Raw genomic sequence first — 22,777 nt, 5'->3', positions numbered from 1 at the left:
CGCCGCCTTTGAACCCAAATATAGTTTTCATCAAAGGACAAAGCGCTTAGCCTGTCCGATAACTTTGGAACAACAAGCTTGGGGCGGCGAAAGCCGGGCCGACGATATGACGAATGCCGATAGCGGGCGTGTGGGAAAATGGGCCCTGCGCGCGGCCCTCTTGATCGCGATTTTCGCGGCTCCGGCCGCCTATTCGGAGGTCGCGGCGCCAAAGCCTGACGATCCGGGCGCCCGAACCCTTCTCGGCAACTACCTTGCGGGCCGCATGGCACGCCAGAACCGCGACACGGACGCGGCGGCCGATTTTTACACTAAGGCCTTGGAAGGCGATCCGGCCAACGAGGCCATTCTCGAACAGGCCTTTTTGCTGGAAGCACGTGCCGGCCATTGGGATCGTGCGAGCGAGCTTGCCAATGAGCTCATCAAGGTCGAGCCCTCGCACCGCTTCGCGCAATTCCTACTGGGCATCAAAGCGTTCCAGCGCGGAGACTACAAAAAGGCAGATGTGCATTTCGCGGCCGCGCGGCAGGGCCCCATCGCCGATCTCGCCTCCACGCTGGCGCGCGCCTGGGTCCAGGAAGCCGACGGCGAACATTCGAAAGCGTTCGAGGCGCTGGACCGCCTGAGCAACGCGGACTGGGCGCAATACTATCAGCGATACCATCGGGCGCTGATCGCCGACGTAGCCGGGCGGCATCAGCTTGCGAGTAAGTCGTATGACGCTGCCTTCAAGCGAAGCCCCACGACGCTTCGGATTGCCGACGCCTTTGCGCGTCATGCCGTCAACAGTAATCGGAAGGACTTGGCGATCGCGACGCTTAAAATGCACATGGCCAAGACGGCGCCGCATCCCATGACCGAGGCCCTGCTGGAAGAGATCGAGAGCGGCGGCAGACCGGAGCTGATTGCGGATAATCCGACAGACGGCCTCGCCGAGGTCTTCTATGGGATCGGTGACGCCGTGGCCGGCGAGGGCGGTCTTGAGATGGGCGTCATCTATCTGAAATTCGCGCTCCTGCTGCAGCCCGACTTTCCGCTCGCCCAGATCGCGCTTGCGGAGGCGCACTCGGCGGCAAAGAAGTACGAGGCCGAGATCGCGGCCTTCGACGCCATTCCCCGATCGTCTCCGCTTTGGGTGAATGTGCAGATTCAGAAGGCGTTTGCACTGACGTCGCTCGAGCGCATCGATGAGGCGAAGGCCCTGCTCAATGACATCATCGCCAAGAACCCGGATGATGTCCGCCCGCTCGATGCGCTCGGAAACATCCTCCGTTCCAAGGAGCATTATGAAGAGGCGCGCGACTACTACACGAAGGCGATCAGCCTGGTCGACAAGCCGTCCAAGCGCAACTGGGCCCTCTTTTACTCGCGCGGCGTCTGTAACGAGCGGCTGAAGGATTGGCCTGCGGCCGAGGCCGACTTCAACAAGGCCCTCCAATTAAATCCCGACGAGTCGCTGGTGCTAAATTATCTCGGTTATTCCTGGGTCGATCAGGGTTTGAATCTGGAACAGGCCATGGATTACATCCGCAAGGCTGTGAGCCTGAAGCCGGACGACGGCTATTACGTCGACAGTCTGGGCTGGGCCCATTACCGGCTGGGCAACATGCCGAAGGCAGTTGAGTATCTGGAGCGGGCGGTCGAATTGCGCCCGGACGATCCGATCATCAATGACCATCTGGGCGATGTCTATTGGCGTGTGGGCCGTCAGGTTGAGGCCAAATATCAGTGGCAGCAGTCGCTGTCGCTGGAGCCGGAAGACGACCTGCGGGAGAAACTGAACACGAAGATCGCGTCGGGACTCGAAGAGGAGACGGCGACCAAGTCCGCGTCGGAATCTGTTGAGCCCAAACAGAACACCTCGCAATAGAGGCCGGTTCGCGATACGTCACATCGCGATATGCGATTTCGGGACATTGCTTGGGCCAAGCTGAACCTCACACTTGAGGTCTTGGGCCGGCGTGGCGACGGCTTCCACGAGTTGAGAAGCCTTGTCGCTTTTGCCGGTGTCGGCGATACGGTAGAATTCACCCCTCACGTTTCCCCGGGGCCTAGACTTGTGGCTCGCGGTGCCGGCGCGCCTATGCCGCCCGATGCGTTCGCGCTTGAGATCGAGGGGCCCTTTGCCGGTGTGCTGGACGGTGCGAACCTCATTCTGGAGGCCGCTGAAGCGGCACGCGCGTCCGTCCCCGCACTGACCCCTGGGACATTCAAGCTCGTCAAAACGCTCCCCGTCGCGGCGGGTCTCGGCGGCGGGTCCGCCGACGCCGCCGCCGCGCTCCGATTGCTCATTGAGGCCGGTGATGGCGCGTTCTTGGCGACAGGGGCTGGCGTAATCGCCCCTGAACTCGGGTCCGATGTCGCGGTCTGCCTGCGTAGCGCACCTGCATTAATGACCGGCCGCGGCGAAGTGGTCGCCGCCGTATCGGGCTTCCCGCAATGCGGCGTTGTGCTGGCCAATCCCGGCGTGGAACTTTCAACGTCCGCGGTCTACGGGGCACTCGGCGCCGAACCGCTTGATGCGCCCCAAGACGCGACACCGCCGCAGGATTTCGGCGGAAGCTTCGAAGCACTGATCGCCTATGCATCGGTTCGCGGCAACGATCTGGAACCCGCCGCCCGCCGGTTGGCGCCCGAGGTCGGGACGGTGCTTTCGAAGCTGGAGACACTGAAAGGCGCCCGACTCGTCCGGCTGTCGGGCTCCGGCGCCACCTGCTTTGCTGTGTTCGCCACGCCGCGCGAGGCGCTGCGGGCTGCGATCGTGCTTGCAGAGAAAGCGCCGGATTGGTGGATCACTGCCGGGATCCTTGGAGACCCCCGGAAGACCCTGACGGCCTGAGGGCCGCCGTTAGCTAGAACGGCCGGCTCACAGAAAACTCGATTGCACCGAGCAGGGCAGACTTGACGTCCCCATCCGGGAAGATGGCCAGCGCGTCACGGGCGATCGCGCCGTAATGGCGCGCCCGTTCCATCGTGTCGGCCAGGGCATTGTTCTTGGCGATCAAATCGACAGCCGTTTTGAGATCGTCGTCGCCGATTTCGCCCTGCTTCACCGTCCGCTCCCAGAACTTTCGCTCCTCGGCGCTGCCCCGGCGGTAGCTCAGTACGACCGGCAATGTGATCTTGCCGTCGCGGAAATCGTCACCGACGCTCTTGCCGAGCTCCGACTGCTCGCCCGAATAGTCGAGGGCATCGTCCACAAGCTGGAAGGCGACGCCGAGATTGCGCCCAAAGGACCGCAACGCCGCGGCTTCCGATTTCGGGCGCTCGGCGATCGCCGCGCCCACTTCGGACGCCGCCGCGAACAGGGCCGCCGTCTTCGCTTCGATGACCGCGAGGTAGTCGTCCTCGGTGGTGTCGGTGTTGTTCGCGGTGATGAGCTGCATCACCTCGCCTTCGGCAATGATCGCTGCCGCATCGGACAAAATGCGCAGTGCGCCCAGGGAGCCGACATCCACCATCATCTTGAAGGATTGACCCAGCAGGTAGTCGCCGACGAGGACGCTGGCCTCGTTGCCCCACAACAGTCTGGCCGTGGTCTTGCCTCGGCGGAGGTTGCTTTCGTCGACAACATCGTCATGGAGCAGCGTTGCCGTGTGCATGAACTCCACGGAGGCCGCGAGCCGCTGGTGGCCATCGCCTTCATATCCGCACAGCTTTGAGGCGGCGATGGTCAGCATCGGGCGCAGGCGCTTTCCCCCTGAATCGATCAGGTGCCGCGCGAGCTCGGGGATCAAGTCGACATTGGAGCGTGCCTTGTCCAGGATGATCTGGTTGACACAGGCCATGTCCTCCTCGACAAGCGCGAAGAGCGGGGCGAGGCTTGCGCTGGGTTCGCGCGGGTCGGAAAGCTTGACGACGATGCCCACAGGCCAGTCTCCTCTTGTGGGGGGTTTCGTTTCCTCCTGTGCGGAGGGCTTATAGCACTGTCCGCGGCCCGAATTGAAGAAGAAGGCGCCGACGGCATGTCTGGAGCGGTTGTCGCGATGAAAGAACTAATACGGTCGAACGATCCCGTGCTCGTCTCATTTGTGAGCGCACTCCTCAAAGAAGCGGGAATCGCGTTTACGGTGCTCGACACCAATATGAGCGTGATGGAAGGGTCTATCGGGGTCCTGCCGCAGCGCGTGCTGGTTGAGGAAATTTCCGTCGACAAGGCACGCACGCTGCTGACCGAGGCTGGCGTAGGCAATGATCTCGAGCGCGACAATAGGTCCTAGCGGCTCCAGCGAGCCCGATACGACCGCCGATGCGTTCCTCGGCGGGCGGATCGAAATTCTTCAGCACAGGTCCGGGCATCGGGGCGGCAGCGATGCGGTGTTTCTCGCCGCCGCCGTACCGGCGCAAGCAGGCGAAAAGGTCCTGGATGCAGGGACCGGCGCGGGAACCGCGGGGCTTTGCCTTCTGGCCCGCGTTCCGGGGGCCGATGTCACCGGCGTCGAAATCGACTCGGGCCAATGCGCGCTGGCGCTTCGAAATGCGGAACGGAACGGTTTTGGCGACTGTTTCCGACCGATCGAGGCGGATCTCACCGCGCCCGCCAAAACATTGAGCGGCGCTGGGCTCATTCGCGAAGGCTACCACAAGGTCATGGCCAATCCGCCTTTCTACGGCGAAGGCTCGGTCCGGGTGGCGCCAGACGCATCGCGTGCGAATGCGCATGTGATGCCGGAGGGCGAGTTGGAGCGCTGGGTGCGGTTCCTAACGACCATGGCCGGGCCGAACGCGACACTGACCTTGATTCATCGCGCCGATTATCTGAGCCCGCTTCTGGACGTGCTGAAGGACCGGTTCGGCGGTCTGTCGATCTATCCGCTCTTTCCCAAGCGCGGGCTCCCGGCCAGCCGCGTCATCGTCCAGGGTCGGAAGAACAGCCGCGCGGCCGCGCGCCTTCTGCCTGGACTGGTGCTGCATGAGGAGGGAGGCGCCTATACCCCCGAAGCCGAAGCCGTCTTGCGGGCCGGGGCGGCGCTTCTACTCGAGCCGCCCGGATCTTAGGGGCTTCCGCCCAGTTGCGAGCGGGGCTAGGGAGGAAGCCGGGCGTTCGAAGACCTGCTAGGCGCAGACCTTCACGTCCTTCCCAACCCATTTGCGATAGGGATTTCCCCGGCGGTCCCAGACGTTGATGGAGACCTTGCGCGGGGCGTAGTGGCAGTAAGCCCGCCCGCGATAGTCGAACCGGTTCGGGCCGTAACGGTGCGAGTGGCGCGCACCATACCGGCCGGGATGGTGGCGACGATGGCCGGCATGGGGGCGGGGCTTGTAATTGTACTCGTAGCCGCCGTGTTTGCCGCCACGATAGCGACCGCCATCGTGGCCCGCATAAGCGGCGGTTGCCCCGAAGGCCACCAGCGCGGCAGCTGCAAGAAGAGTGGTTTTCAGCATGGTCCTTACCTCTGTTCCGGCGCCTCGCGCGGCGCCTCAGTTCCTCGGTCGTGAGAAAAAGGTTTAGAGGTGAGGGGCTGAACCGCGGTTGAGAGCCCTATTCATCGACGGTTCAGCGCAACAGACCAGGGTAAACGACAAAGGGCCGGTCCCCGATTGGAGACCGGCCCTTGCCGGAGTGCGATGCGTGTGGTGCGGCTAGTACCAGCCGCCCCACGAGCGTTGTCGCCAATAGGGATAGTGGGCGTACGGATAAGTGCCGCAGCGTTGGCGTGCCCGTATGCAATTCCGTGGCACGTAGTGCCCGGCACGCGGCCGGACATAGGCGTGGCGTCCAGGCGAAACAAAGCGCCGGCCAGCATAGCCCGTGCTGTAATACCCGTTGCGCCAGGCTTTGCGGCGCCAGCCGGCGTCGGCCGGTTGCGGCGCGAGCGTCACGAAGACGAACGCGACGCCTGCGGCCAGGCTCGCCAAGATCGCAAACTTTCTCATCGAACGGTTCTCCTCAGGACGGTGCCGGAAGAGCTCCTGGCTCTTCGATATGGTCAACGTCTTCCGCCTCGATCTCTTTGTCTACCACTCTAATGGGACCAGCTCGTGACCGAATGCGCATTGACGTCAATGCGTGGCGTTTGCCGGATACGATGGCAGGTGGCGTAGGCTTGCCCCTGTCTGGCCTTTATTGATCCCGATTTAGTGGACAACTCTTGATCTCAATTTGCCTGGGGGTACGGTGCGTTTATGAGCGAAAATGGTTTTATGACAGTCATGAAGTTCTTGCTTCCGGAGAAGTGGACCAAGTCCCGCCCCCTCGTGCCGGTCCTGCGCTTCAGCGGACCGATCGGTGTGAGTTCTCCCTTCAAGCAGGAACTCTCCATGCCCACCGTCGCCGCCGCGATCGAGAAGGCGTTCTCCATGCGCGGGGCCAAGGCGGTCGCCATTCAGATCAATTCGCCGGGCGGCGCGGCTGTCCAGTCCACGCTGATCTACAAACGCATTCGCGCCCTTGCCGAGGAAAAAGACCTCAAGGTTTATGTATTCTGCGAAGACGTCGCAGCCTCCGGCGGGTACATGCTGTCGGTCGCGGGCGATGAGATCTACGCCGATCCGAGTTCGATCGTGGGGTCAATTGGGGTGATTGCGGCCGGATTCGGCTTCCCGGGGCTCATGGAAAAGATCGGCGTCGAACGCCGCGTCTACACCGCGGGCAACAACAAGGACACGCTCGATCCGTTCCTGCCAGTGAAGCCTGCGGATGTGGAACGCGTCCAAGCGATTCAGCTCGACATTCACGAGGCCTTTATCGAAATGGTGAAATCGCGCCGGGGAGACAAGCTGACAAAGTCCGACGACGAGCTGTTCACCGGCGCATTCTGGTCGGGCAAAGTGGCCGCGGAGCTTGGTCTCATCGACGGCCTGTCGGATCTGCGCACCAAAATGCGCGAAGTTTTTGGCGAGGATGTCCGGTTCAAGCTCGTCTCCTCCAGCGGGTCCTGGCTCCGCCGCGGCAAGAAGTCTGTCTCTGTCGGTGGCGGCGGCATCAATCTTGGCAGCTTGCCCCAAGGCTTCGCCGCCGACGTGATCTCCGCGATCGAAGCGCGTGCGCTCTGGTCGCGTTTCGGGTTGTAGGACAATGCCGCAGGTCCTTCTATTGGCCGCCATCGGCGCGGGCCTTCTCCTGGTCAGGCGGTACCTGAAAAGGGAGCAGGAGCGCGTCCGGGGCGAACTGCGAAAGGCGGAGGAGGCCATGGAGAGGCGGGACATAGAAAGCACCGTGCCTTTGGAAGAGGACCCCGTAACCGGCGTCTACCGCCCCAAGGACCACCGCTAGACCACAAGCCGGAAGCCCCGAGGGGAACGCTTGCCTGCTATGGCTTCCATTGTTGGCCGCAAGGCAATAGCTTGCGGCGGCGATCCCGCCCCTCGACGAATCGAACATGTCCAAGCAATTGAAATCTGCCGGAAAGGCTCCCGCGCCGTCGTTCCAGGACCTCATTTTGAGGCTTCAGCGCTTCTGGGCCGATCAGGGCTGCGTCATTCTCCAGCCCTACGACATGGAAATTGGCGCGGGCACGTTTCATCCGGCCAGCACGTTGCGGTCACTCGGGCCCAAGCCCTGGCGCGCGGCCTATGTGCAGCCCTCGCGGCGGCCCAAAGACGGCCGTTACGGTGAGAATCCGAACCGTCTCCAGCACTATTATCAATTCCAGGTCATTCTGAAGCCGTCGCCGCCCGATATTCAGGATCTATACCTACAGAGCCTTTACGCCATCGGTATCGACCCCAAGAACCACGATATCCGCTTTGTGGAGGACGATTGGGAGAGCCCCACGCTCGGCGCCTGGGGGCTTGGCTGGGAGGTCTGGTGCGACGGCATGGAAGTGTCGCAGTTCACATACTTTCAGCAGGTCGGCGGCTTCGACTGCGATCCGGTCTCGGGCGAGTTGACGTATGGGCTGGAGCGCCTGGCGATGTATGTGCAGGGCGTCGACAATATCTACGACCTCAATTTCAATGGCGGGGAAGGGGATGCCAAGATCACCTATGGCGACATCTTCCTGCAGGCCGAACAAGAATATTCCCGACACAATTTCGAGCATGCCAATGCGGAGAAGCTGTTCGAGCATTTCCGCGACGCCGAGGCCGAGTGCAACGCGCTGCTGGAGGCGGGTGAAAACGGCGAACGGCATTTGATGGTGCTGCCCGCCTATGACCATGTCATCAAGGCGTCCCATATCTTCAACCTGCTGGATGCTCGCGGTGTGATCTCCGTCACCGAGCGCCAGGCTTACATTTTGCGTGTCCGCGACCTGGCCAAGGCCTGCTGCGCGGCCTGGCTCAAAACCGAAGCGGGAGGGGCGGCGGTATGACCAATGCCAAGATCCTGCAGCAGACCCCCGTGCTTTTTACGCGCGATCTCCCCAAGGCGGCGTCCTATTGGGAGGAGAAGGTCGGGTATTACACGCTTGGCGTTTGGGGCGAGCCGCCGGACTTCGCGATCGCGGCGCGGGAGTTCGCCCATGTCATGCTCAGCCAGGCACACGCAACGCACGAAATCGGTCCGCATTGGCGCATCAAGAACAAACTGTGGAACGCTTATTTTTGCATCGACGATGCCTGCGCGATGTATTTGGACCTCAAGGAGCTCGGCACGCTCATCGACTGCGATCTCGGTGAACAGCCCCACGGCGTTCTTAAATTCGGAATCCAGGACCTTGACGAACACGACATTGGTTTCGGTCAAGACCCTGCGCCGGCCGGCCAGAATTGATCGCGATGTCTGAACTCCTGCTCGAATTTTTGTCAGAAGAAATCCCGGCGCGGATGCAGACACGGGCGCAAAACGACGTCGCGCGCTTGCTCGGCGACAAGCTCAAAGCCGCCCGGCTCGACTTCGAGGGAATCAAGGCCTTCGCGACGCCACGCCGCGTGACAGCGGTGGTCGAGGGCCTGCCCAAGCGCTCGCCGGATGTGCGCGACGAACGCAAAGGGCCCCGTGTGGGTGCGCCGGACAAGGCCATCGAAGGCTTCCTGAAATCGGCGGGGCTGAATTCCCTCGATGAGGCGGAGACACGCGAAGACAAGAAGGGCAGCTTCTATGTCGCGGTGATCGAAAAGCCCGGCCGCGACAGTGCCGAGGTCGTTGCCGAAATCGTGCCGGAGATCGTGAAGACCTTCCCATGGCCGAAGGCCATGCGCTGGGGCGCGGGGAAGCTGCGTTGGGTGCGCCCGCTACATTCCATCCTCTGCCTCTTTGGCGGCAAGGTCGTGGATTTCGAGGTGGGTGGCATCAAGAGCGGCAAGACGACTCGCGGCCATCGCTTCATGGCGCCAAAAGAGTTCGCCGTGAAAGACTTCGCCGATTACGAGGCGAAGCTTCGCAAGGCGTATGTCATTCTCGATGGCGAAGAGCGCGCTGCGCGCATCCTGGATGCCGCAAGAGCGCGCGCTGGCGAGCACGGCTTCGCGCTCGTCGAGGACGAGGGACTGCTTGCTGAAAACGCCGGCCTCAACGAATGGCCGGTGCCCTTGCTAGGCGCCTTCGACGAAGAGTTTCTGAGCGTACCGCCGGAGGTGCTCGCCACCTCGATGAAGGCGCATCAGAAATGCTTCTCGGTGTCCAAGGGCGATGACCTTGCCAACCGTTTTGTCCTGGTGGCGAATCTGGAAGCGGAAGACGGCGGCACGTCGATCACTCAAGGCAATGAGCGGGTGATTGCGGCACGGCTTTCGGATGCAAAATTCTTCTTCGATCAGGATCTCAAGGTCTCGCTCGAGACCCGCGTGCCGCAGCTCAAGGACGTCAAATTCCATGAGAAACTCGGCACGCAGTATGAGCGCGTGCAGCGAATCTTCATGCTGGCGCGGGATCTGGCGCCGCTTGTCGGGGCCGACGCGGAAGATGCGGAACGCGCCGGCATCCTCGCCAAGGCGGACCTCGTGAGCGACATGGTCGGGGAGTTCCCCGAGCTGCAAGGCATTATGGGCCGCTACTATGCGCTCGATCAGGGCGAGCGTCCGGCCGTGGCCAACGCCATCGCCGCCCACTACAAGCCGGTCGGGCCCTTGGACGAAGTGCCGAGCGAGCCGGTCTCCATTGCTGTCGCCCTTGCCGACAAGCTGGACACGCTCGTGGGCTTCTGGGCCATCGACGAAAAACCTACGGGCTCCAAGGATCCATACGCTTTGCGCCGGGCCGCCCTCGGCGTCATCCGGATCGTGCTTGAGAACGGCATTCGTCTGCCGCTGCTCGAACAGGTTCAGACGCAACTGCCGGCCAATAGCGAGAGCAAGGCCGAGACCGCGCGCAGCCTCCTCGATTTCTTCGCCGATCGGCTGAAAGTGTATCTGCGCGATCAAGGTGCGCGGCACGATCTCGTGGACGCCGTCTTCGCGTTGGGCGGCGACGATCTTCTGATGATCGTGGCCCGCGTCGACGCGCTAGGGCGCCTTCTCGACACGGACGACGGCGCAAACTTGTTGGCCGGCACCAAGCGTGCGGCGAATATTCTTCGCATCGAGGAGAAGAAGGATAAGCGCACTTACGACGAGGCGCCCGATCCAAAACTGCTCGAAGCTCCTGAAGAAAAGGCGCTGGCCAAGGCCGTCGACGCGGTCGAAAAATCTGCCGCCAAGGCCATCGAGGATGAGGATTTCGGGGCGGCCATGACCGCCATGGCCAAGCTTCGCGCGCCCGTGGATGCGTTCTTCGACGCAGTCACCGTCAATGCGGACGATTCCAACGTGCGCGATAACCGCTTGCGGTTGCTCAATCGCATCCGGAGCACGACGAAGACTGTTGCAGATTTCTCCAAGATAACGGGGTAACACATGCGGCCTCATATCAGCATGATCACGCTTGGCGTCGCCGACATTAGCGAAGCGACGGTCTTTTACGAACGCCTTGGGTTCACGCGGTCGAGCGAGAGCCAGGACGCGGTGACGTTCATGCAGGCTGGCGCGGTGGTGCTGGGCCTCTTCGGCCGCGATGCGCTCAAAGACGATGCCAAAACCGACAGTATCTGGACCGGGAACGGCGGCACGGCTGTCGCGATGAACTGCGCCGGCGAGGCGGAGGTCGATGCCATGATGGAAGTGGCTAAGGCCGCAGGCGCGCGGATCCTGAAGCCGGCGGAGAAAGTCTTCTGGGGTGGCTATAGTGGCTATTTTGCCGATCTGGACGACCATGCCTGGGAGGTCGCTTGCAATCCGTTTTGGTCGTTGGACGAGAGCGGCCGCATCGATCTTCCCGCGTGAGCGACCCCGGCCATATCACGCCAAGTCATATCTTCGTCTACGGCACGCTGCGTAAAGGGAGCAATCATCCCATGGCCCGGCGCGTGATGGCGCAGGCGCGCCATGTGGGTCAGGCGCGCGCGGCCGGGAAGCTCTACGACATGGGCTGGTATCCGGCGGCGCAGTTCGACAAAGACGCATCGAAGCTGATTATCGGCGATGTGTTCGCATTGCCGCCTAGTGACCGGCTTCTGGCGGAGATCGACGCCTATGAGCGTGGCGATCCGAATTATGAGCGAATCCCGCTCGAGCTGTCGTTGATCGGCGGCGGGAGAGTTCTCGCCTGGACCTACGGTGTGTCCGCCCCTACGAGCCCCCAGGTCATACCGGGCGGCGATTTTTTGACGCATTGGAACGCCAAGGCGCGGCGGCCCATGCGGCCATAGAGCCGCGCCCTTAATGTTCCTGTCTTTGCCCGTTTGTGTGCGATGCACCAGCCGGGCTAAAAGAGAGCGCGAGCAGGGCAATCAAGGTCTTTCAACAGGAAGCGAGGGCGGGATGGCGGAACAGGCGCCCAAATGGGTGTACAGCTTCGGCGGAGGACACGCCGACGGCTCCGCCGCGGATAAAAATCGCCTCGGGGGCAAGGGCGCAAACCTGGCCGAGATGTCGCGCATTGGGCTCCCCGTACCGCCGGGCTTCACCATCTCCACGGGCGTTTGCGCGGCCTATTACGAAAATGGCGGCCGCCTCCCCGAAGAGCTGAAGCCCATGGTGGACGAGGCGCTGGCCAAAATGGCCGCGTACACCGGCGCGCATTTCGGCGATGTGGATCATCCGCTGCTCGTGTCCGTCCGCTCCGGCGCGCGTGCGTCCATGCCTGGCATGATGGACACGGTCCTCAATCTCGGTCTCAACGATGATACGGTCGAGGGTCTTGCCCGCCGGACCGGCGACCGCCGCTTCGCCTACGACACCTACCGGCGTTTCATCCAAATGTATGCCGATGTGGTGCTGGGGCTCGACCATGGCCTGTTCGAGGATGTTCTCGAAAACTACAAGGCCTTGAAGGGCTTCGAACTCGACCCCGAGCTTCACGCGGAGGATTGGATCGAGATCGTCGCCCGGTACAAGAGACTGGTCGAAAAAGAACTCACGCTGCGGTTTCCGCAAAGCTTGCGCGACCAGTTATGGGGCGCTATTTCCGCCGTGTTAGGGTCCTGGCAAAACGCGCGCGCCATCGCCTATCGGCGGCTGCATGATATTCCCGACGATTGGGGCACGGCCGTCACCGTTCAGACCATGGTCTTCGGCAATAAGGGCAATAACAGCGCCACGGGCGTGGTGTTCACGCGCAACCCGTCGACCGGGGCCAACGAATTGTTTGGCGAGTTTCTCCTGAATGCCCAGGGCGAGGACGTGGTCGCGGGGCTACGCACGCCGCAGCCGCTCACCGAAATGGCCAGCGCGGCCAATGGCAACGGCAAACCCTCTCTCGAAGCCCTGATGCCGGAGGCGTTCGCCAAGCTGAGGGATGCCTGCGTCGCGCTCGAAAAGCATTTCCGCGACCTTCAGGACATCGAGTTCACGATCGAGGCGGGCGAACTCTTCATGCTGCAGACCCGTGCGGGCAAGCGCTCCACGCAAGCGGCCCTGAAGATCGCGGTCGACATGGCCGAGGAGGGCGTCATCACCAAGGAAGAAGCGGTGATGAGGATCAATCCGGCGCAGCTCGACCAGCTTCTGCATCCTACTCTGGATCCCAACGCGGACATGACCGTGCTGGTAAAGGGCTTACCGGCATCGCCAGGCGCGGCATCCGGCGAGATTGTCTTCGACGCGGACGAAGCGGTCCACATGAAGTCCCAAGGGCATACGGTCATTCTGGCGCGGATCGAGACCTCGCCCGAAGACGTCCAAGGCATGCACGCCGCCGCCGGCGTCGTCACCACACGCGGTGGGATGACCAGCCACGCGGCCGTGGTGGCCCGCGGCATGGGCCGTCCTTGTGTGGCCGGGGCCGGGGCGGCCCATATCGATCTCGAACGCGAAACGCTTGAGGCGGACGGCGTCGTTCTACAGAAAGGCGACATCGTCACAATCGACGGCTCGTCCGGGAAGCTCATCAAAGGGCGCGTGACAATGCGGCAGCCTGAGCTGTCGCAGGATTTCTCGACCTTGATGCACTGGGCAGACAGTCTGCGGCGCATGGAGGTGCGGGCCAACGCCGACACGCCGGCCGATGCGCGCCACGCACGCGACTTCGGCGCCGAGGGCATCGGGCTGTGCCGGACCGAGCACATGTTCTTCCAGGAAAACCGTATCGTCGCCATGCGCGAGATGATCCTGGCGGAGACAAAGGAGACGCGCCGCGCGGCGCTTGCCGTTCTCCTGCCCGCGCAGCGCCAAGACTTCATCGAACTCTTCGAGATCATGGCGGGGCTGCCGGTGACAATCCGCCTGTTCGACCCGCCGCTCCACGAATTCCTACCGAACGAGGAAGACGCCATCGCCGACGTGGCTGAGGCGATGAGAGTCAGCGTAGCCCATCTCAAGCGGCGCATCGGCGTTCTCAGCGAGTTCAACCCCATGCTCGGCCAGCGCGGGGCACGCCTGCTCGTCACCTATCCGGAGATCGTCGATATGCAGGCCCGGGCGATCTTCGAGGCGGCCATAGAGACGGGCAAAGAGCTTCATCACCGCGTTCGGCCCGAAATCATGGTGCCGCTGGTGGCGACCAAGCGCGAACTCGACATCGTCAAAGAGCGTATCGCGGTCACCGCCCGCGCCGTGGAGAAAGAACGCGAGACGAGCGTCGCATTTCAGGTGGGTTCCATGATCGAACTGCCGAGAGCCTGTCTCGTGGCGGGTGAGATCGCCGAGGTGGCCGAGTTTTTCTCCTTTGGAACCAACGACCTGACCCAAACGACGTTCGGTCTCAGCCGCGACGATGCGGGCCGTTTCCTAGGAGAATACGCCGACAAAGGGATCATTAACCACGATCCCTTTATGACGCTCGATACGGCGGTTGGAGAGCTCATGGAGATAGGTGTGGAGCGCGGCCGCGCCGTCCGTCCAGACCTCAAGATCGGGATATGTGGCGAACATGGCGGCGACCCAGAAACCATTGGATTCTGCGAAAAAATTGGGCTCAGTTATGTCTCCTGCTCGCCCTATCGGGTGCCTGTTGCACGACTCGCCGCAGCCCAGTCTGCCCTGGAAAAGTGAGCAGTAACGAATCGTTAGCCAAGTGCCACCGAAATAGTAGGGCGTTGCCGATTTGCACACTTTGCTCTAAAATAATGGGTGGTTGTTAAGGCAAACAACGGCGTTCCGGGCTCGATCCGGTAGGGGGGCTTTTCCACCGACAGTCTGTCGGTGCTCTTCCAGCCAGCAGCTTGGGATGTATTTGGGGACGCCCCTGGAACGTGCGGCTCATTCGGCACGTTTGATTGGGGTAAGAAACTTCGGAGGTTTGTCCAGGGGGACGCTCGCCAAAGCGGGCATCTGGCAGACCATTCGTACGGGGACTTGGAGGGAAAATGGGCCGACGCTCGTTTCGTCGGATGTGGTACGCGGCCGCTGCGCTGCTATCGCTCCCGTTCATTGGTGTGGGTTACGCAGTTGCCAACGGCAGCCTGTTTGGCGCCGAGGTCGAGCTGTTCCTACCTGCTCCCGGCACAGTCTCCACCGTAATTCGCACCGCCGCCGAGCCCGAGCCCAGAATGGTTTCGACCGCGGCATCGCGCCTCTTCTACAAGAACGGCAAAGGCCCGCGTGCCGACCGCTTCGCGGTGTCCGCTTCACGGCCGGCGCGGCCTCTGATCACGGCGAGCCTCACCGGTATGCCCCGTTTCTCGAATGCCGCGGGCTCGGAGAAGGACGAGCGCGCCGAGGGTGCCGTCAAACCCGCCTCGCTCGTCGTTTCGGAGCGGCGGGACCCTGAGAGCGCTTTGTTCCAGACGGCTGGCTACGCCTCGCCGTTCAATTCCGATTTCCAAGTCGACGCATTCCGTCCGGACCCGCAGGACATTGCCTACCGTCCGTCGGAGACAGCCCTGGATTTCCGCTATAAGGGCGAGACCCAGGCCGAGTTCGAACAGCGCGAGCGCCACTGCCTAGCCACGGCCATCTATTTCGAGGCGCGCGGCGAGCCGGTCAAAGGGCAGATCGCCGTATCGCAGGTGATCCTGAACAGGGTGCGCAGCCCCAAATTCCCGCAGACGATTTGCGGCGTGGTTTACCAAGGACAGCATCGCCCGGGTTGCCAGTTCTCCTTTACCTGCGACGGCCGTTCGGACAATCCGCGCGACAAAGGCCAATGGGCGCATTCGCAAGACTTGGCCAAGAGCTTCATGGCAGGCGAGCATTGGTTGCCTGAAGTGGGCTATTCGACCTTCTATCATGCGAATTATGTGCGGCCGCGCTGGGCCCGCCGCATGAACCGGATCGACAAGATCGGCCGGCACATTTTCTACAAGAATCGCGGTGAGAAGCCCTACACGGTCGAAGCCGCGCTCGACGCCGAGACCGCGGCCGAACCGGACGATACAGACACCGATACAGGCTATCTTCTTCCGACGCTGTCGCTCGCTTCGGCTGTCCAAGCCGTCACCGAGTCCGTCAGCTCAGTGACCGGGACGGGCTCTGCGGCTCCCACTCAAATGATGAGTCTAGGTTACGGGGCGAGTGAGTAAGGGCCCCGACTGAGATCAGGTCGACACCCGTCTGTGCGATTGCCGCCACTGTCTCCAACTTGACGCCGCCCGACGCTTCCGTCAGCACTTTGCCCTGCGCGAGGGCCACGGCCTCATTCAGCGTCGGGATATCCATATTGTCCAGTAACACCGCATCGATCGGGAATTGCAGCACGTCGCGCAGCTGATCGAGCGTATCCACCTCGATCTCGATCTTGACCGTGTGACCGGCATGCGCCTGCAGTCGCTCCAAGGCCGCGCCAAGCCCGCCTGCCGCTGCGATGTGGTTGTCCTTGACGAGCACCGCGTCATAGAGGCCGAAGCGGTGGTTCACCCCACCGCCGCACCGTACCGCGTATTTCTCCAGACCCCGCAGTCCGGGCGTCGTCTTGCGCGTGTCAGCGATACGCGCTTTCGTGCCCTCGACCTTGGCGACAAAGGCCGCTGTCTGCGTAGCGATCCCGCAAAGGAGCCCGAAAAAGTTCAACGCCGTCCGCTCGCCCGTTAATAGCGCCCGGGTCTGCCCCTCGACTCGGGCAATCGTGGCGCCCGCCTCGGCGGTGGCGGCATTGTCCACAAGTCGCTCGAAAGTCACACCTGGATCGAGCGCTCTGAACGCGGCCTCGGCGAGATCGAGTCCGGCGATACGTGCCGGTTCGCGAACGACGATGGCCGCGGCACCCCGGGCGTCGGCCGGAATAATGAGGTCGGTGGTGATATCGCCCGCAAGGCCCAAATCTTCCGCAAGAGCCTCGCGCACGGCCTTCTCGATCAAGTAGTTGGGAAGCGGGTAATCCATGGGATGCCCCTCCGTGACACCGGGACCGCTCGGCGGAACCGGACTTATCCTTGGCTGACGATCCGCAAGCGCGGCGGACTGGCGATCCCTGCAGCCTTACGGGCAATCTCATCGGCACCTCTCAGAGTCAAGGCGCTGCGCCGTGCCAGTGCGTCGTCGGGCGCCGGATAGTCGCACCGAAAATTCGCGCCGCGGCTTTCGTTGCGCGCGAAGGCTGCAGAGGCCACGAGCTTGGCCGTGACGAGCATGTTCGCAAGTTGCAGGTCGCCCTCGTTGTCGCGCTCCAGCGCGATGATGGTGCCGAGCGCCTCCGACAGCCCGTCGGCGTCCCGGACGACGCCAACCTTGGCCGACATGGTCTCGCGAAGCGTCCGCTCCGCCTCGACGTGTCGATGCGCGGCTACGCTGCCGCGGGCGATCGCATGGAGGTTCTGCGGCGGCAGCGGGGGCAGGGCGGTGGCGATGTCCTTGGCCACGCGGGCGCCGAACACGACCGCCTCCAGCAGAGAATTCGAGGCAAGACGGTTCGCGCCATGTGCCCCCGTTGAGGTCACCTCACCGCAGGCCCACAAGCCATCGACGGTGCTGCGTCCCTGCACGTCCACCAGGATACCGCCCATGTGATAATGCGCCGCCGGCGCCACGGGGATGGGCTCGTGCACCGGATCGATCCCGGCCGACTTGCAGGTCGAAATCACCGTGGGGAATTTCTCGGCAATGCCGGGCCCGATTGGACGGCAGTCCAGAAACGCACCGCGTCCGCCAATGACCTCGCGATGCACGGCGCGCGCCACCACATCGCGCGGGCCAAGCTCCGCATCCTCGTGAACGGCGCGCATGAAGCGTTCGCCTTTGCCGTTGATCAGTAGCGCGCCTGCGCCGCGCAGTGCTTCGGTGGCCAGCGGCGCCGGGTCGCGCCCGATGTCGATCGCGGTGGGATGGAACTGAACGAATTCGGCATCGGCAATCACCGCACCGGCACGCGAGGCAATGGCGACGCCTTCGCCCCGCGCCTCGACCGGGTTAGTGGTCACCGAGAAGAGGTGACCCGCGCCACCCGTCGCAAGCACCACGGCTCGCGTCGGCACAACGAACGTATCGATTTGTGAATTTTCGCCGGTGGGCGCGAGCACAACGCCCTGGACGCGCCCATTCCGCACGACCAAATCGCGCGCGGACACGCCCTCGAGCACGGTGATCGACGGCGTCTTTCGAACCGTCGCGACGATTGCGCCCATGATGGCGCGGCCCGCCGTGTCGCCCTTCACATGCAAAATGCGATTGGTGCGGTGCGCGGCCTCGTGGCCGAATGTCAGCGTGCCCTCGAGGTCTTTGTCGAACGGCACGCCGTATTGCAGCAGATCCTCGATGCGCGCCCGCGCCTCCCGCGCCATCAGCAGCGCCACGGTTTCGTCGACCAGGCCTGCTCCGGCGCGCACGGTATCCGCCGCATGGTCCTCGGGCGTATCGCCCTCGGAAAGTGCGGCTGCAATACCGGCCTGCGCCCAGACACTGGAGGCTCCTTCGCCGATCGGCGCCGGCGAGATGACAGTGACCTTCAGCGGCGCAAGCTTGAGGGCCGTAAACAGACCCGCAAGACCTGCGCCCACGACGATCACGCCGTCCGCGGTATTGGCCGGCACAAAAGATGCGCTGCCGTTCTTCATCGCTCTCCTTTCGGCGTGTGGTTAGGCCTTGGCGTTAGTGATTGAGATTGATCATCCGCTCGACGGCCGCGCGGGCCGGCTCGACGACAGCCGGATCGACGGTCACCTCTTCCTTCATGAAGATGAGGCTGTCGAGGATCTTCGGCAGCGTGATCCGCTTCATGTGCGGGCAGAGATTGCAGGGGCGCACGAACTTGGTGTTCGGCGCCTCAACGGCAACGTTGTCGCTCATCGAACACTCCGTCACCAGCAGCACCTTGGAGGGCTGATTGTCCTCGACCCATTTGATCATGCCGGAAGTCGAACCCGTGAAGTCCGACGCATCGATCACATCGGGCGGGCATTCGGGATGAGCGATGATCTTCACGCCAGGATCGCTCTCGCGATAGGCGTGCAGCTCCTCGGCCGTGAAGCGCTCATGCACCTCGCAGTGTCCCTTCCAGGTAATGATCTCCACATCCGTCTGAGTCTGCACCCATTTGGCGAGAAACTCGTCGGGGATCATGATCACGCGCTTTGCGCCAAGCGACTCGACGACGCGTACCGCGTTCGACGACGTGCAGCAGATATTGGACTCGGCCTTCACGTCGGCTGACGTGTTCACATAGGTTACCACGGGTACGCCGGGATAGGCCTCGCGCAGCGCGCGGACATCCTCGCCCGTGATCGACTCCGCCAGCGAACAGCCGGCGCGCATATCGGGGATCAACACCCGCTTGTCGGGATTGAGAAGCTTCGACGTCTCGGCCATGAAATGCACGCCGCACTGAACGATCACGTCGGCATCCGCTTTCGCGGCCTCCCGGGCGAGCTGCAGCGAGTCGCCAACGACGTCGGCGACGCAGTTGTAGATCTCCGGCGTCATGTAGTTATGCGCCAGGACCACGGCGTTGCGGGCCGGCTTGAGGTCGTTGATCGCTTTGACGTAAGGGGCGAATTGAGGCCACTCGACAGCCGGAATCACGCGCGCGACGCGCTCATATAAATGCGCGGTCTCGCGTGCCACTTCGGGCGTATAGGCAAGGTCCGGAATGAGGGACGGCGGCAAAACAGCCTGTGCCTTGGCTTCCCATTCGCGGCTCCCGATATGAACAGACTCCATCGGTGTCGGCCTCCTCTAGATATACTCATTATGAGTATATATGGGGTCTAAAAAGGTCCGGCACAAGGCCGGCGCGTTTTCTCGTCCAAGCTTTTCGGCGCTATTCTCACGTTGAGTATAGTCAATTGTTCTTATTATTCAAGGGGTCGCTGCTTTGCACAAATTTCCTGCGGCCGATCAAGGCGTTACTCTGAGACCCAAGAGCGGCACGAATGTCCGATGCCAAAGGTTCAGGCCAGTTCTGGTTGGCAGAAAGGTGCAACCCGGACTACCCTAAGCGTGTAAGCGGGGTCTGAAGGATGCGTAGAAGGGCTTTGTTCGCGATCCTGAACGAGCGGGGTGTTTGCTCCCTTGCACTTGCGCTCCTGCTCGGCCTCATGTCGGCGAGCCTGCCGCAAACGGCCTTTGCCGATGACAGCGTCATTCTCGAAATCCCCGACCATCCGGGCGATGGCCCCGCGACGGCGCCTGAGAAGGAGGAAGAGGCCGCCGAGGCGCCATCGCAGGAGCTCCTCATCGCCGATGCGATCAAGGTGCAGCTCGACAAGCTCAGCTTGCAAAAAGAACAGCATACGGACGATGTCGAGGCGCTGACGGCGTTCTACAAAGCGCGCACCGGCCCCGCACTATGGCTCACGACCGCAGGGCTCTCGGAGGGCGGTGAGGCCATTCTGAAAGCCATCGCAAGCGCGGACGAATGGGGCCTAGATCCAACGGCCTTCCCGGTTCCGCCCAAAGACTACCAGCCAAGCACGGCGGACGATCAAGCCGCCACGGAACTTGCGATCAGTCTCGCCGCTCTGAAATATGCTCGTGCCGCTCGAGGAGGGCTGGCGGCACCCAAGGACATCAACGCCCTTTATGGTCACAGCCCAACGGTCCGTCCGCCAGATGAGGTGCTCAAGGAACTGGCAAGTGCGTCCGCGCCGGACACGGTCCTTCTCGGTCTTCACCCCAAGCACCAGCAATTCGCAAAGTTGCGTAAGGCGCTGGGCAAGGCGAAGTCCGAAGACGGGGATCTGCTCCTGCGCCGGAACATGGATCGCTGGCGCTGGATGCCCGAGGAACTCGGGGCCACCTATGTCTGGCTCAACATTCCCGAATTCATGCTGCACACCATTAAAGACGGCAAGACGGTCCAATCCGAAAAGGTCATTGTCGGCGCGGAAAGCTCGCCGACGCCCGTTCTCTCCGCTGACATGACGGAGATCGTGTTCAATCCCGAGCGAATCGTGCCGTCATCGGTGATCCGCCGGGACGTTCTGCCGAAGCTAAGGGGCGGGGGGTCCTTCTTCAGCAGCAGCGGCAAGACGGCCATTCTAGACCAGTACGGGCTGACCGTGAAGCGCGGCGGCAAGACGGTCGACCCCAAGACGATCGACTGGAAGAAGGTCAACGTCTCGACCCTTACCTTCGTGCAGAAGCCTGGCCGGACAAACATTATGGGCAATGTACAGTTTCTTTATCCGAACGACCGCAAGGTCTTCATGCGCGCCACGACATTCCGCGGCAAGTTCGCCCGGGATAAGCGGGCCGACGGCGCCAAGGACCCGCGTGTCGACAACGCCGATAAATTGGCCGCGACGATCCTGGCGGCAAGCAACGGCTCGAGCAGCGCGAAGGTGCGTCAGCAGATTGCAGGCGGCAAGACGAGCCGGTTCAAGCTAAGCAAGCCCATTCCCGTTCATATGACCTATTTCACGGCCGTGGTAAACGATGCGGGGGCGCTACAGACCTTCGACGATGTCTACAGGCTTGACGGTCTCGCGGCCGCCGGCGAAGCGGAGGGCACATCCTCCGACTCGATAGCGAGCCCGGGATCGTCCGGTGAGGCGACGACGCCAAAGCGGGAGCCGATCAACGGCAGCCTTGCGACAACGAGCCCTTAAGGGCACGTGAGGCAGAGCCGGGAAGGGCAGTCCTGGGGCAGGGCCCTCGCGCCTAGCTGTCTTTGCCGATCTCGCCGATAGCTTCCGGATCGAGCTGCCTCATCAGCACATAGATGAGGAAACACGCAAGCAGGAGCGCACCTGCAATGGCCGGGGCACGCCAGTCGCCCGTCGACACTCGGACGACGATCAGTCCGAGGCATACGAGAAAACCCATCGCGGGAATGATGCGGGGGATTTCGAACCGGCCCGGCGGTTCGCCTTTGCGCCCCTTCAAGATGAACAGCGCGCCGTTTACCACGGAGAAGACCGTGAGAAGCAGCAAGACCGTGGCTGCGGCCAGTTCGGCTATCGTGCCCATGAGGGCCAGCGGCACCAGGATGAGAAACAGCACCAGGATCGCGATGTGCGGTGTCCGGCGATGGCGATGGATCTTACCGAGGTGGTCCGGCAAGAGGTTCTGCCGCGCCATGCCGTAGAGCAGGCGCGACGCGGTGACGAAATTCACGAGCCCCGTATTGGCGACCGCGAAGACCGTGATGGCCGTGAAGAGGATCGGTGGAATCCACGGTGCGGCCCGCGCCACCACCTCGGTGATGGGCCCAGGCGCCGCGGCCAGGTCCTGCCAGGGAACCACGGACACCGCAGTGATGGCCACCGCAACATAGACAAGCGCGGCGATCAGCATCGCCGAGATCAACCCGATCGGAATTGTTGTCTCCGGCTCGCGCACCTCTTCAGCGATGTTGTACATATCTTCGAAGCCGATAAAGGCGAAGAAGGCGAGTACCGCGCCCTGAATGACGATCAGGAAAGTCTGGTCGCCGCCGGAGGTGGGGGGCGTTTCGAGATAGTCGACAGAGCCCCAATAGGACATGCCGACCGCGACCACGAGCACTAGGCCAGCGATGGAGACGACGGTGCACAGGATATTGACCCACATGGCTTCTTGAATGCCGCGAAAGATGATCACCGTCGTGGCGAACAGATAGCACAGCGCGAGCGCGGCGACCGGTATGGCGTCAAGGCCGAAGAGCTCGCTGAAATTGGCGCCGAACACGCGCGACTGGGTAGCGACCGAGGTGAGACCCGAACAGACCAAGGCCAACCCGACCATGAAGCTCAGGAGCGGGAAGCCGTACGCCCGCTGCGCCACATAGACGGCGCCCGCCGCGCGCGGATAGCGTGAACCGAGCGAGGCGTAGGACAAGGCTGTCAGCAGCGCGGCGATGAGCGCGACGAGAAACGCGAGCCAAACGGCGTTGCCGACTTCGCCCGCGGCCTTGCCGATCAGACCGTAAATGCCCGCGCCCAGCATGCTGCCGAGGCCGTAAAGCGCCATTTGAAACGGTCCAACCGATCGCTTAAGTGTCGGCTCGCCGTCCTGTTCTGATTTGTGCTGAAGGTCCGCCATAATCCGCTCAGTACCATGCACACGGTCCAACGCCTATCCTTGCCGGTGCATTCACCCTCTTGACGGCCGCGTTCCACACAATCTACCG

Annotated in this window: 20 protein-coding genes; 13 read left to right on the top strand and 7 right to left on the bottom strand. The window is 62.6% G+C overall.

The genetic code is table 11. The features are described from left to right. Positions 1-106 precede the first annotated feature (106 nt). Entirely contained in the window at positions 107-1,870 is a 1,764-nt protein-coding gene (locus WBQ77_RS06580; protein WP_424042099.1) for a tetratricopeptide repeat protein, read from the top strand. A gap of 30 nt (positions 1,871-1,900) precedes the next feature. After that, the gene (locus tag WBQ77_RS06575) at positions 1,901-2,839 is read left to right on the top strand and encodes a 4-(cytidine 5'-diphospho)-2-C-methyl-D-erythritol kinase (protein WP_424059464.1); all 939 of its coding nucleotides are present in this window, start codon (positions 1,901-1,903) and stop codon (positions 2,837-2,839) included. Positions 2,840-2,852: 13 nt separating this feature from the next. Here WBQ77_RS06575 and WBQ77_RS06570 read toward each other — a convergent pair whose 3' ends face one another. After that, a complete protein-coding gene (locus WBQ77_RS06570; protein WP_424042096.1) occupies positions 2,853-3,869 on the bottom strand; it encodes a polyprenyl synthetase family protein in 1,017 nt (338 codons plus the stop codon). 117 nt (positions 3,870-3,986) lie between these two features. Between WBQ77_RS06570 and WBQ77_RS06565 the strand changes: the two genes are divergently transcribed. Beyond that, on the top strand, positions 3,987-4,220 hold the full coding sequence (locus WBQ77_RS06565; RefSeq protein WP_424042128.1) for a DUF2007 domain-containing protein: 234 nt from the start codon (positions 3,987-3,989) through the stop codon (positions 4,218-4,220). After that, positions 4,192-4,998: a tRNA1(Val) (adenine(37)-N6)-methyltransferase gene (locus tag WBQ77_RS06560; RefSeq protein WP_424042094.1), complete on the top strand. Its 807-nt coding sequence runs from the start codon at positions 4,192-4,194 to the stop codon at positions 4,996-4,998. Before WBQ77_RS06565 ends, WBQ77_RS06560 begins: the two co-directional genes overlap by 29 nt. 57 nt (positions 4,999-5,055) lie before the next feature. Here the strand turns inward: WBQ77_RS06560 and WBQ77_RS06555 are convergent, their stop codons facing one another. Beyond that, positions 5,056-5,385 (bottom strand): hypothetical protein, encoded by a 330-nt coding sequence (locus tag WBQ77_RS06555; protein ID WP_424042092.1) that lies wholly within the window; start codon positions 5,383-5,385, stop codon positions 5,056-5,058. Between the two features lie 198 nt (positions 5,386-5,583). Continuing rightward, a complete protein-coding gene (locus WBQ77_RS06550) occupies positions 5,584-5,877 on the bottom strand; it encodes a hypothetical protein (RefSeq protein WP_424042091.1) in 294 nt (97 codons plus the stop codon). 267 nt (positions 5,878-6,144) lie between these two features. On the opposite strand from WBQ77_RS06550, the gene WBQ77_RS06545 reads away from it, so the two are divergent. The 8 genes from WBQ77_RS06545 to WBQ77_RS06510 all read left to right on the top strand — a co-directional run bounded on the left by WBQ77_RS06545 (position 6,145) and on the right by WBQ77_RS06510 (position 15,818). Then, entirely contained in the window at positions 6,145-7,014 is an 870-nt protein-coding gene (locus WBQ77_RS06545) for a S49 family peptidase (RefSeq protein ID WP_424059462.1), read from the top strand. Between the two features lie 308 nt (positions 7,015-7,322). Then, complete coding sequence (locus WBQ77_RS06540) at positions 7,323-8,255, top strand: glycine--tRNA ligase subunit alpha (RefSeq protein WP_424042088.1); 933 nt, start codon at positions 7,323-7,325, stop codon at positions 8,253-8,255. Continuing rightward, positions 8,252-8,656 (top strand): VOC family protein, encoded by a 405-nt coding sequence (locus WBQ77_RS06535; RefSeq protein WP_424059460.1) that lies wholly within the window; start codon positions 8,252-8,254, stop codon positions 8,654-8,656. The genes WBQ77_RS06540 and WBQ77_RS06535 overlap by 4 nt, the downstream gene beginning before the upstream one ends. Before the next feature lie 5 nt (positions 8,657-8,661). Next, positions 8,662-10,713 (top strand): glycine--tRNA ligase subunit beta, encoded by a 2,052-nt coding sequence (gene glyS, locus WBQ77_RS06530; RefSeq protein WP_424059458.1) that lies wholly within the window; start codon positions 8,662-8,664, stop codon positions 10,711-10,713. Between the two features lie 3 nt (positions 10,714-10,716). Continuing rightward, positions 10,717-11,142, top strand: a complete 426-nt coding sequence (locus tag WBQ77_RS06525; RefSeq protein ID WP_424042084.1) for a VOC family protein — start codon at positions 10,717-10,719, stop codon at positions 11,140-11,142. After that, positions 11,139-11,567: a gamma-glutamylcyclotransferase family protein gene (locus WBQ77_RS06520; protein ID WP_424042083.1), complete on the top strand. Its 429-nt coding sequence runs from the start codon at positions 11,139-11,141 to the stop codon at positions 11,565-11,567. The genes WBQ77_RS06525 and WBQ77_RS06520 overlap by 4 nt, the downstream gene beginning before the upstream one ends. A gap of 112 nt (positions 11,568-11,679) precedes the next feature. Then, entirely contained in the window at positions 11,680-14,349 is a 2,670-nt protein-coding gene (gene ppdK, locus WBQ77_RS06515) for a pyruvate, phosphate dikinase (protein ID WP_424059457.1), read from the top strand. A gap of 314 nt (positions 14,350-14,663) precedes the next feature. Then, the gene (locus tag WBQ77_RS06510; protein ID WP_424042079.1) at positions 14,664-15,818 is read left to right on the top strand and encodes a cell wall hydrolase; all 1,155 of its coding nucleotides are present in this window, start codon (positions 14,664-14,666) and stop codon (positions 15,816-15,818) included. Here the strand turns inward: WBQ77_RS06510 and nadC are convergent. Genes nadC through nadA form a run of 3 tightly spaced genes read right to left on the bottom strand, consistent with a single transcriptional unit; the run spans position 15,745 to position 19,386 of the window. Next, a complete protein-coding gene (gene nadC / locus WBQ77_RS06505; RefSeq protein WP_424042078.1) occupies positions 15,745-16,617 on the bottom strand; it encodes a carboxylating nicotinate-nucleotide diphosphorylase in 873 nt (290 codons plus the stop codon). The genes WBQ77_RS06510 and nadC overlap by 74 nt on opposite strands. A gap of 44 nt (positions 16,618-16,661) precedes the next feature. Beyond that, positions 16,662-18,284 carry an L-aspartate oxidase gene (locus WBQ77_RS06500; protein WP_424042077.1) on the bottom strand — a complete coding sequence of 541 codons (1,623 nt, stop codon included), beginning with the start codon at positions 18,282-18,284 and terminating at the stop codon, positions 16,662-16,664. A gap of 34 nt (positions 18,285-18,318) precedes the next feature. Next, positions 18,319-19,386, bottom strand: coding sequence for a quinolinate synthase NadA (gene nadA, locus WBQ77_RS06495; RefSeq protein ID WP_424059455.1), 1,068 nt, complete (start codon positions 19,384-19,386; stop codon positions 18,319-18,321). 299 nt (positions 19,387-19,685) lie between these two features. Between nadA and WBQ77_RS06490 the strand changes: the two genes are divergently transcribed. Beyond that, complete coding sequence (locus WBQ77_RS06490) at positions 19,686-21,275, top strand: L,D-transpeptidase family protein (RefSeq protein ID WP_424059453.1); 1,590 nt, start codon at positions 19,686-19,688, stop codon at positions 21,273-21,275. Between the two features lie 52 nt (positions 21,276-21,327). On the opposite strand, the gene WBQ77_RS06485 is transcribed toward WBQ77_RS06490, so the two are convergent. Beyond that, complete coding sequence (locus WBQ77_RS06485) at positions 21,328-22,689, bottom strand: APC family permease (protein ID WP_424059451.1); 1,362 nt, start codon at positions 22,687-22,689, stop codon at positions 21,328-21,330. Positions 22,690-22,777: the final 88 nt, after the last annotated feature.

It is taken from the genome of Methyloceanibacter sp., from assembly GCF_049590335.1.
Lineage (GTDB): Bacteria > Pseudomonadota > Alphaproteobacteria > Rhizobiales > Methyloligellaceae > Methyloceanibacter.
The sequence above is the reverse complement of the archived record's forward strand: the minus strand, read 5'-3'. Positions and strand labels throughout refer to the sequence as shown.

Excerpts from the sequence above, each read along its gene's own strand:
- WBQ77_RS06580 (WP_424042099.1), top strand. The coding sequence starts at position 107 with ATGACGAATGCCGATAGCGGGCGTGTGGGAAAATGGGCCCTGCGCGCG.
- WBQ77_RS06575 (WP_424059464.1), top strand. The coding sequence starts at position 1,901 with ATGCGATTTCGGGACATTGCTTGGGCCAAGCTGAACCTCACACTTGAG.
- WBQ77_RS06565 (WP_424042128.1), top strand. The coding sequence starts at position 3,987 with ATGAAAGAACTAATACGGTCGAACGATCCCGTGCTCGTCTCATTTGTG.
- WBQ77_RS06560 (WP_424042094.1), top strand. The coding sequence starts at position 4,192 with ATGATCTCGAGCGCGACAATAGGTCCTAGCGGCTCCAGCGAGCCCGAT.
- WBQ77_RS06555 (WP_424042092.1), bottom strand. The coding sequence starts at position 5,385 with ATGCTGAAAACCACTCTTCTTGCAGCTGCCGCGCTGGTGGCCTTCGGG.
- WBQ77_RS06550 (WP_424042091.1), bottom strand. The coding sequence starts at position 5,877 with ATGAGAAAGTTTGCGATCTTGGCGAGCCTGGCCGCAGGCGTCGCGTTC.
- WBQ77_RS06545 (WP_424059462.1), top strand. The coding sequence starts at position 6,145 with ATGACAGTCATGAAGTTCTTGCTTCCGGAGAAGTGGACCAAGTCCCGC.
- WBQ77_RS06540 (WP_424042088.1), top strand. The coding sequence starts at position 7,323 with ATGTCCAAGCAATTGAAATCTGCCGGAAAGGCTCCCGCGCCGTCGTTC.
- WBQ77_RS06535 (WP_424059460.1), top strand. The coding sequence starts at position 8,252 with ATGACCAATGCCAAGATCCTGCAGCAGACCCCCGTGCTTTTTACGCGC.
- glyS (WP_424059458.1), top strand. The coding sequence starts at position 8,662 with ATGTCTGAACTCCTGCTCGAATTTTTGTCAGAAGAAATCCCGGCGCGG.
- WBQ77_RS06525 (WP_424042084.1), top strand. The coding sequence starts at position 10,717 with ATGCGGCCTCATATCAGCATGATCACGCTTGGCGTCGCCGACATTAGC.
- ppdK (WP_424059457.1), top strand. The coding sequence starts at position 11,680 with ATGGCGGAACAGGCGCCCAAATGGGTGTACAGCTTCGGCGGAGGACAC.
- WBQ77_RS06510 (WP_424042079.1), top strand. The coding sequence starts at position 14,664 with ATGGGCCGACGCTCGTTTCGTCGGATGTGGTACGCGGCCGCTGCGCTG.
- nadC (WP_424042078.1), bottom strand. The coding sequence starts at position 16,617 with ATGGATTACCCGCTTCCCAACTACTTGATCGAGAAGGCCGTGCGCGAG.
- WBQ77_RS06500 (WP_424042077.1), bottom strand. The coding sequence starts at position 18,284 with ATGAAGAACGGCAGCGCATCTTTTGTGCCGGCCAATACCGCGGACGGC.
- nadA (WP_424059455.1), bottom strand. The coding sequence starts at position 19,386 with ATGGAGTCTGTTCATATCGGGAGCCGCGAATGGGAAGCCAAGGCACAG.
- WBQ77_RS06490 (WP_424059453.1), top strand. The coding sequence starts at position 19,686 with ATGCGTAGAAGGGCTTTGTTCGCGATCCTGAACGAGCGGGGTGTTTGC.
- WBQ77_RS06485 (WP_424059451.1), bottom strand. The coding sequence starts at position 22,689 with ATGGCGGACCTTCAGCACAAATCAGAACAGGACGGCGAGCCGACACTT.